Origin of the sequence: Rudaea sp., from assembly GCF_036383415.1 — a bacterium.
Lineage (GTDB): Bacteria > Pseudomonadota > Gammaproteobacteria > Xanthomonadales > Rhodanobacteraceae > Rudaea.
Genome location: NZ_DASVOK010000065.1, coordinates 1 through 9,427, shown reverse-complemented (window position 1 = coordinate 9,427; position 9,427 = coordinate 1). Strand labels below are relative to the sequence as shown.

Here is a 9,427-nt window from a genome sequence, read left to right as displayed (position 1 = left end):
GAAGCCGACGCGTACCGCGATCTCGCCGATTTCCGCATCCGCCTGCTCGATCAGATAGGCCGCCTTGCGCAGGCGCAGTTCGTGGCGATAGTCGACGAGCTTGAATCCCGTCGCCGCATGAAACGTGCGCGAGAGGTAGGCGGGCGAGCAATGCAGTCGATGCGCGAGCCCCATCGCGGTCAGATCGGTCTGGTATTCGCGCGCAAGGATGATCTTGGCTTCCTCGACAAGCTGGATGCGCCGACCGCGGGTCGCGAATTGTTGATCGCGCATGAAACGACGGCGCGCGGCCGCGCGTTCGACCACCTGCGCGAGCAACTGCTCGACCGCGGCGTCGATCTGGCGCGAGTTCAATGCGCCGCAGGAGCGCGAAGCGGCGGTGAAAAGCCGGCGCCGGGCGAGGAAGATCTCCGGCGTCGTTTCGCAGGCGTGCAAGGGAGGCAGGCCCGCGTCGTGCGCATCGTCGCGCATGTAGGGAAAGTGTGCGCGCAAGCTGTGCAGGAGTTCGGGAGCGATGGCGATCCAGTCGAAATCGTTTCCTTCGTCGTTCAATGCTTCACGCGCATGGATGTCGCCTGCCGCGTGCAGGCTCACGTGCAGTGGAGTCACGACTTCTTCGCGGTCCGGACTCATGCGCAGGCGCACGCTGCTGCGATGAAAAAGCAGATAGGCACAACGCGCGGCGTGCGCGTGCATGCGCACGCCGCGATGCCGGCCGAGTGCGACCTGGCGTGTCTGGCGCAGGATCCGGTCTGCTGCGGAAACGTCGGCACGGAATGGCTCCTGTGCGGCAGGAGCATCGCCACGCCAAGGCAATATCCACGGTGTCGCACTGCGACCGGAATGGATTTCGCGCAGCGCATGGTTGCTCAGCATGTTCATCTGACTCGTCCCCATGCGGCGTGATGTGCCGCATCCGACGGCGAGGCTCGGCGCATTCGCGCGCGCACGAAACGGTTTTGGCACGAGCGGTTACGCAGGTTGCATCGGCGGTCGCATCGCGGCCACGAAAGCATCGGCTGCATGCTGGCAATGCTGCATGCATCGAGGTTGCGACCAGTGCGGTTTCGACGCAACGATGACTTCAGGCACTGGCCGCGCGGCGTGTGAGTACGTAGAACCTCGTATGTGTCGCGCCACGAAGGTGCGGGTCGGGGAGGATGGGCGTTGGAGAACCTGCGGCGCTATGGATTGATCGCGCTCGTCGCCGCTACCGCGATGACGGCGATCACGACTTTCCAGACGCAGATGCAGATGGTCGTGCGCGGCGATGAGATGAGCCTCGCTCCGATGTTCGCCTGGAACGCCGTCATCTGGTATGTCTGGGGAGCGCTGGCGCCGTTCGTCGTCGTGCTCTGCCAGCGCCATCCGATCGAATTGCGCGTGTGGAACTGGCGGCCGATTGCGCTGCAGGCGCTGCTCGCGCTCGTGTTCATCGTGCTGCATGCGGCCATCGTCGCCGCGCTGATGCAGATCTCGCCGCTATGGTTCGGCATGCCCGAGTTCTATCTTGCGCGCGTCGTGCGCTTGCTGACGACGCAGGCGCATTGGGGAGTGATGTGCTATCTGGCGACGACCGCCTGCGCACATGCCGAGATCTATTTCCGCCGCGCGCGCGACGAGTCGCTCGCGCGCGAAGCGTTGCGCACGCAGGCCGCGACCGCGCAGTTGTCCGCGCTGCAGCGACAGATGCAGCCGCATTTCCTGTTCAATGCGTTGAATGCGCTCGTGGCGATGCTCGAGGAAAACTCGAAGGCACAGCATTTCACCGTGCGCCTCGCCGACATGCTGCGCATGCTGCTGCAGCATGGCGAGCGTGCGACCGCGACGCTCGGCGAGGAGCTCGTGCTGGTCAATGCGTATCTCGCGGTCGAGCGCGTGCGCCTCGGCGCTCGCCTGCGCTCGCGCATCGACGTCGCCGATGCGCTGCTCGATTGCCGCTTGCCATCGTTCCTGTTGCAGCCGCTGGTCGAGAACGCGATCCGCCACGGTATCGCGCGCTCTCTCGAAGGCGGCGAGATCAACCTGCGCGCATGGCGCGACGGCGCGAGCATTCGCATCGAGATCGACAACACCGGCGCGTCGCCGTCGTCCGAAGCCGGCTCCGGTATGCGCATGACCCTGCCGAACTGCCGTGACAGGCTTGCTCTGCTCTACGCTGCGGCGGCATGTTTCGAAGCCGGGTTCGGCGCAGACCGGCGCTACCGCGTCGCCATCGTCGTGCCCGATCGTGCGCCGGCCGTGGAGCGCGCCGCATGAAGCGGCTCAACGTGCTAGTGGTCGAGGACGAGGATCTCGCGCGCGAGCGTCTCGCCCGCCTGGTCCGCGCGCGTCCGGATTTCGAAGTCGTCGCGGTCTGCCGCAATTGCGACGAGGCAGCCGACGCGATCGCTGCACAGCGCGTCGATCTCGCCCTGCTCGACATCCAGATGCCCGGCACCGACGGCATCGGTTTCTCGCGCATGCTCGCGGCGAACCGCGAGCCGGCGCCGAGCGTGATCTTCGTCACCGCGCACCGGCGCTATGCCTGCACCGCGTTCGAGATCGAAGCGGACGACTATCTGCTCAAACCGTTCGACAGCGCACGCTTGCACCGCGCGCTCGACGCGGCGCAGCGGCGCCTGCAGGAACGCGAGGCGCTGTCGCTGGTCGAGCGCGTCCAGGCCGCACTGACCGGCACGGTCGAATCCGCGGCCGTGGCGGTCGAGGCCAAGCCGGGGCCGGGCCGTTTCATGGTGCGCGAGAACGGCCGTTTCCTGCTCGTGCGCCACGAGGAGATCCGCTGGATCGAGGCGGACGGGCACGATTGCATCCTGCATTGCGCGAAGGCGGATCATCATATCGACGGCCCATTCGCCGACGTCGCCCAGCGCCTCGCCGGCGAAGGATTCGTGCAGGTCAATCGCTCCGCGCTCGTGCGCATCGATGCGGTCGCCTCGTTCGAGGAAATGTTCAAGGGCAATCTCGTCGCCGTGCTGCGCGGCGGTGGCGAGGTGCCAGTGAGCCGCCGTTTCCGTCGCCAGGTCATGCAGCGGTTGGCTGGCTAAATCCAGCGCGATTTCCGTCAAATTTTTGATAGCGAGCCGCGTGCGTACCGGCGCACCATGCGGGAACGGCTTGCCGCGTTTGCGAATGTTGCGCGCGGCGCCACTGCCCAACGATTCGAGGATAAAACATGACCAAACGGCTGCCCTTGGCGACTGCGATCTTCTGTGCCCTTGCCGCGATCACAGAAGCGCCACTGACCTGGGCGCAAAACGCATCCCCAGGGCCTCGCGATTCCAGCACGAGCGAAAAGGATTCCAGCCAGCTCGAAACGATCGTCGTCACCGGCAGCCGCATTTCCAATCCAAACGTGGTCTCGCCTCAGCCGGTCAGCATCATGACTGCCGCGGACATCAAGGCGCTCGGTGCGACCAATATCGGCGATCTGCTCACGCGCATGCCGCAGCTGGCCACCACGTTCACGATGGGCAACTCTGGAGCAAGCATCGGCACAGCCGGCATCGGCGCGCAAGATCTGCGTAATCTGGGCCCGTCGCGCACGCTGGTGCTGGTCAATGGCCGACGTTTTGTCTCTGGCAATACCGATGTCGTGACCGTCGATACGAACATGATCCCGGTCGAGATGATCGATCGCGTGGAAATTCTTACCGGCGGCGCCTCCGCTGTCTACGGCGCCGATGCCGTCACTGGCGTGATGAACTTCATCCTCAAGGACCACTACGAGGGAACGAACCTCAAGCTGCAGGTCGACGATTCCCAACGTGGCAGTTTCAAGAAATACAGCGCGGCGATTACCTCGGGTTGGAGCTTCGCCGATGATCGTGGCCATTCCATCTTCAACATCGAGCACGCGCAAAACGATGCGCTGTTTTTCCCGTCGGTATTTGGCTCCAAGTCGTATACATCGATCTTGACTCCCGGCAACAAGTACCGCCGCGTCTACATGCCCAATGGCGGCTACTTCGACCAACTCCCGGGTGGCGCTTTCACCATCGACTCGGGTTCCTATGTGTTCGATCCGAACGGCAGTGTGCGCCCGCAGAGGTTCGATGGCGCCTACTCCCCCGGGAATCTGCACTGCACGGATTGCGACTACTTGAATCTCAATGCGATCGAGATGCTGACTCCCAAATACAACCGCACCAGCATCAACTTCAACACCACATACGATTTGAATTCATCGGCACGGCTGTACCTGGAAAGCTCGTTCACTTGGTCCGATACCACCAACATCGAACAACCCGCGTTCGGCTACTACACGATCACGCCGGACAATCCGTATATCAGCCCGGCGCTGGCCCAACTGATGGATGGCAATCCGATCACCGTCGGTCGTTTCGACAACGACGGCGGCTTCCGCAATGAACTCGACCAACGCCAAACCGGCCGCGTTGTCGCCGGTATCACCGGCACCTTCGCAGGCGACTGGCAATACGACGCGTCCGTCAACTACGGTGTCACCCAGGTCAATACGGACTACATCAATAATCGCGTGATTCCACGCTGGTCCGCCTCGGTCGATGCGGTGACCGATCCTGCGAGTGGAAAGATCGTCTGTCGTTCGACCCTCGATCCGGGTTATGTCAATCCGGACCTCGGCCTATCCTATGCCAGCTTCGGCAGCCTGTTGAACGGCTGCATTCCCACCAGCATCTTCGGCGATGGCGCAGTCAATTCGGCCGCGCGCAACTGGTTCAACGTCACCACCATTCGCCGCGACAAACTGACCGAGCAAGTCGCCTCCGGCACGCTGACCAACAACAATTTGTTCGCGATGCCGTTCAACGCGGGTAGTGCCAGCTTGGTTCTCGGTGCCGAATATCGCCGCGAGGAAATGACGGTGACTGCCGATCCGCTCGATCTCACCGGCAATACCTTCAACAATGCGATACCGGGGTTCGGCGGCAGCTTCAATGTCAAGGAAGGCTTCGGCGAACTGGGCCTGCCGCTCATTACCGACAAGCCGTTTTTCAAGCAATTGGGTCTGGAAATGGCCATGCGCGAATCCGACTACAGCACGGTCGGCCATACCGAAACGTGGAAGTACGGCTTGAACTGGGCGTTGGACGACAATGTGCGCCTGCGTTTCACTCAATCGTTCGCCGAGCGCGCGCCCAACGTCAGCGAACTGTTTTCGGGAGCGGGGGTAAATTTCTTCCAGCTTACCGACCCGTGTTCGACCAGCAGCATGAGCAGTGCACCCAATCTCGCGGTACGCCAGCGCAATTGCGCAGCGTTGGGCGTCCCGCCGGGCGAGTATCCACTGCCGTCGACGATACAAGGTATCTCTGGCAGCAATCCCGATCTGAAATCCGAGCGCGGCAAGACCTACACCTACGGCATCGTACTAACGCCGCAATTTGTCGACGGCCTTTTGCTGAGCGCTGACTATTGGAATATCAAGCTCAGCGATGCGATCAGTGTCGTTTCTGCGCAGGACATCGTCGACAACTGCGTCGATTCGCCTGGCGGGATCGCCAATATCTATTGTGCGAGCATGAAGCGCGATCCGACGACGCATTTGATCAATTTTGTGCAACAGACCAATCTCAATCTCGTCGCCACCAATACCTCGGGCATCGACTTGGCCGCTTCCTACTCGCACGATATCGGGCCCGGCAGAGCACGCTTCGAACTCAATGCAACGCGTACGCTGCAGTACACCAACTTTCCCTTCCAGGACGATCCCACCCGGCCTCAGCATCTGATCGGCACCGACGGTTTCCCGAAATGGAAAGCGGCACTCGATATGTCATATGCCTGGGACAAGTGGCTGCTCAGTTGGGATACACGCTATTTTTCCAGCATGCTGATTGCGGTTTCGGCATACAGCACTCTCGAAAAATATTACGCCAACCCGTATGCCTACGCGCCCACTTTCGAAGGGGGGCGCGTCTATCACGACATGCAAGTCGCCTGGGGCGATCGGAAGGCCGGACTCCAGTTGTATTTCGGCATGCACAATGTGTTCGACCGCAAACCTCCGCTCCTTATCGACGGCACTAGCTTTGGCGGCGGCCTGTACGGCAATGATGCGTGGGGCCGCAGCTTCTATGCGGGCGTGAACTATCACTTCTAAGAACCTCGTTCAATGAGGCTTGAATTGGTTGCTAGCCGGGCATGAACTTTCGACACGCCATTGCGGCCTATTTGTATACTTTTTCCGTGCTGGCCGCAGCGTCGTCAGCACCGGAACTGTTCGCGCCGGGCGTACTGTCCACGCCCGACGACGAATTCGGCCTTGCCTTCGCGCCTGACGGGAAAACCGTCTACTTCACCAAGCGTTCGCCGACGACGAACACGCCGCCGCGCAGCGCGATCTGCGTCAGCCGCCTCGTCGGCGGACATTGGAGCGAGCCCGAGATTGCACCGTTCTCTGGTCGCTACAACGATTTCGGCGTCGCCGTCGCGCACGACGGTTCGCACATCGTGTTCTCCTCGGACCGACCGAGCGGAACGCAGGTGCCGTCGCCGCAACCGAACGTCGATTTGTGGATGGTCGAACGCCAGGGTGAAGGCTGGAGCGAGCCGCGCAATCTCGGTGAGCCGGTAAATACGCCCGCGGCCGAGGCATGGCCTTCGCTCGCAGCCGACGGCACCCTATATTTTTCCTCGAACCGCCCCGGCGGCAAAGGCGGCGTCGGCATCTGGCGCGCGCGCTGGATCGACGGGCGCTACGCCGCGCCCGAATACCTTGCAGTCGGCGGTGACCGCTACGATGGCCAACCGGCGATTTCGCCCGACCAGCGCACGCTCGTGTTCACCGTCTTCGATCACGCCGACACGCTGGCGAGCGCGGGCGCGCCGTATTCACGCTCCGATCTCTACGTGAGCTTCGCCACGGCCGTTGGCTGGACGTCGCCTCGTCACCTCGATGCGCCGATCAATTCGCCGATGAACGAATCGAATGCCGCGTTTTCGCCCGACGGCCGCTGGCTGTATTTCGCCAGCGACCGCAGCTTCGTCTCGCTGCCGATGCGCCGGCCACTGACGACTGAGGAGTTCGAGCAGGGGCTTCGCGGTCTCTTCAACGGCGGCAACAATTTCTATCGAGTACCGGTCGCGGCGATCGAAGCACTGCGCGGAAAGGAACCGGAGACGAAGCCGTGACGATGCTCCACCTCCGTTCCCATTGGATTTTTTTCGCCGCGTGCGTCGTCTGTTCCGGCGCCCGCGCGCAATTTCCTTACGACTCGGCGACGCCGATCAGCGAGCCGAAACTGTTTGCTGAAGGCGTGATCTCGACGCCGGACGACGAATTCGGCGGCCAGTTTTCGGCCGACGGCCGCACCTTCTGGTTCAGCAAGTCGGTGCCGCGGTTCCAGCTCGACACGATCTTCGTTTCGACGTTCCATGACGGCCGCTGGGCCAAGCCGCAGATTGCCCCGTTCTCCGGCCAGTGGCACGACTACGACCCCGTGCTTTCCGCGGACGGCCAGCGCCTATACTTCATCTCCGACCGTCCGCGCGCCGACGGCAAGCCGCATGCACACTACGACATCTGGTATCTCGAACACGGCGCGCGCGGCTGGAGCGCGCCGAAGAATCTCGGTGCGCCGGTCAACGGCGAGTGGAGTTCGCACTTCGCGACGACGACGCGCAACGGCAGCTTGTACTTCACCTCCGACCGGCCCGGCAGCAAGGGCTACCTCGACGTGTGGCGCGCGCGCGCCGTCGACGGCCATTTCGCCGAGCCCGAAAACCTTGGAGTCGCGATCAACGATGAAAAGTGGGCGAACTTCGAGGTCTACGTCGATCCCGACGAACGCTACATGATCGTCAGCGCCTACGGCCACGAGGATGGACACGGCGATTGCGATCTCTACATCAGCTACCGCCGCGACGGCGTCTGGCATCCGCTGCGCAACCTCGGCCCGAAGGTGAACAGCGCGGCGCGCGACTACAACGCGCGTGTCACCCCGGACGGGCGCTATCTCTTCTTCACCAGCGAACGTGGCCTACCGACCGAACGGCGCGACGCGCCCTGGACCTATCGCGAGTTCACGACGGCTATCCGCAGCGTGCGCAACGGTCTCGGCAATATCTATCAGATCGATCTGTCTGTCGTGCTCGATGCCGAATTGCGTGAGGATGCATCGAAATAGGGCGACTGACGCTTGACGCCGCGTGCAATCCTGCGGTGATTTGGTACATGCTTGGCGTTCGTTCCCGGAAGACCGACTCCGCCTTGCCCGCCGCGCCGAAATCCGCGTTTGACGCCTTTCTTGCCGACCGCTACGCGCAACTGCTCGCACGCTGCCGCGAAGCGGGCGTCGTGCTGCACGATGACGCCGGCGTCGACGAGCGCGTGCGTCACGTGCTGCTCGCGAGCGATTTCGCCTGGGAGAGCTTCCAGCGCGATCCCGAGCTGTTGAGTGCGAACGGCCTGCTGCTGCTGGCCAATCCGCATCATGCCGACACGCGTCCGCTCGCGCTCGATCCGGCGCTCGATGAAGCCGAGGTGATGCGCGCATTGCGCCGCTACCGGCGGCGCGAGGCGGTGCGCCTGATCTGGCGCGACGTCAACGGCCTCGACAGCGTCGAGCAGACGCTCGCGGGTTCGACCGCGCTGGCCGAGGCCTGCCTCGTCGCCGCGCACGATTTCGGCGAACGCGCATTGATCCGCCGCCACGGCGTACCGCGCAACACGCACGGCGTCGCCCAGCGCCTCGTCGTGATCGGCATGGGCAAGCTCGGCGGCGCGGACTTGAATTTTTCTTCCGACATCGACCTGATCCTCGCCTTCGACGAGAACGGCGAATCCGATGGCGCGCGTCCGCTTGCCAACGAAACTTTTTTCGCGCGGCTCGGCCAACTGCTGGTCAAGCTGCTCGCCGAGATCACGGTCGACGGTTACGTCTACCGTGTCGACCTGCGCCTGCGTCCGTTCGGCAGCGCCGGCCGCGTTGCGTTGTCGTTCGCGGCGATGGAGCAGTACTACCAGCGCGAAGGCCGCGACTGGGAGCGCTACGCCTGGATCAAGGCGCGGCCGGTCGCCGGCGATCTGCGCACCGGCAAGCAGTTGATCGAAATGTTGCGGCCGTTCGTCTACCGTCGCTATCTCGACTACACCGCGTTCGCCGGCCTGCGCGAGATGAAGACGCTGATCGACGCCGAAGTCGCGCGCAAGGATCTCGAAGACAATCTCAAGCTCGGCGCCGGCGGCATCCGCGAAATCGAATTCATCGTGCAACTGCTGCAGCTGATCCGCGGGGGGCGCGAACCGGCGCTGCGCGAACGTGGCCTGCTGCCTTCGCTCGCCGCCTGCGAGCAGCTCGGCGTGATCGCGGCCGATCGTGCCAAGCGCCTGCGTGCGGCCTACCTGCTGTTGCGCCGGGTCGAGAACCGCGTGCAGATGTTTCGCGACGAGCAGACCCACGCCGTGCCGAACGAGCCCGAGGCACGTGCGCGTATCACGCAG

General features: G+C 63.2%; 6 protein-coding genes and 1 pseudogene. 6 read left to right on the top strand and 1 reads right to left on the bottom strand.

Annotation, left to right across the window (positions count from 1 at the left end; genetic code table 11):
* Window positions 1-876: helix-turn-helix transcriptional regulator (locus VF497_RS02330; RefSeq protein WP_330885863.1), on the bottom strand; the 876-nt coding region annotated here is incomplete at its 3' end.
* 291 nt (window positions 877-1,167) lie between these two features.
* Here VF497_RS02330 and VF497_RS02325 point away from each other — a divergent pair.
* The 6 genes and pseudogenes from VF497_RS02325 to VF497_RS02300 all read left to right on the top strand — a co-directional run.
* A complete protein-coding gene (locus VF497_RS02325; RefSeq protein ID WP_330885861.1) occupies window positions 1,168-2,259 on the top strand; it encodes a sensor histidine kinase in 1,092 nt (363 codons plus the stop codon).
* Window positions 2,256-3,047, top strand: a complete 792-nt coding sequence (locus VF497_RS02320; protein WP_330885859.1) for a LytTR family DNA-binding domain-containing protein — start codon at window positions 2,256-2,258, stop codon at window positions 3,045-3,047. Before VF497_RS02325 ends, VF497_RS02320 begins: the two co-directional genes overlap by 4 nt.
* Window positions 3,048-3,175: 128 nt before the next feature.
* Complete coding sequence (locus VF497_RS02315) at window positions 3,176-6,085, top strand: TonB-dependent receptor domain-containing protein (RefSeq protein WP_330885857.1); 2,910 nt, start codon at window positions 3,176-3,178, stop codon at window positions 6,083-6,085.
* 41 nt (window positions 6,086-6,126) lie between these two features.
* Entirely contained in the window at window positions 6,127-7,116 is a 990-nt protein-coding gene (locus VF497_RS02310; protein ID WP_330885855.1) for a hypothetical protein, read from the top strand.
* Window positions 7,113-8,111: a hypothetical protein gene (locus VF497_RS02305; RefSeq protein WP_330885853.1), complete on the top strand. Its 999-nt coding sequence runs from the start codon at window positions 7,113-7,115 to the stop codon at window positions 8,109-8,111. Before VF497_RS02310 ends, VF497_RS02305 begins: the two co-directional genes overlap by 4 nt.
* Before the next feature lie 47 nt (window positions 8,112-8,158).
* A pseudogene (locus tag VF497_RS02300) lies at window positions 8,159-9,427 on the top strand (glutamine-synthetase adenylyltransferase); the annotation flags it as partial.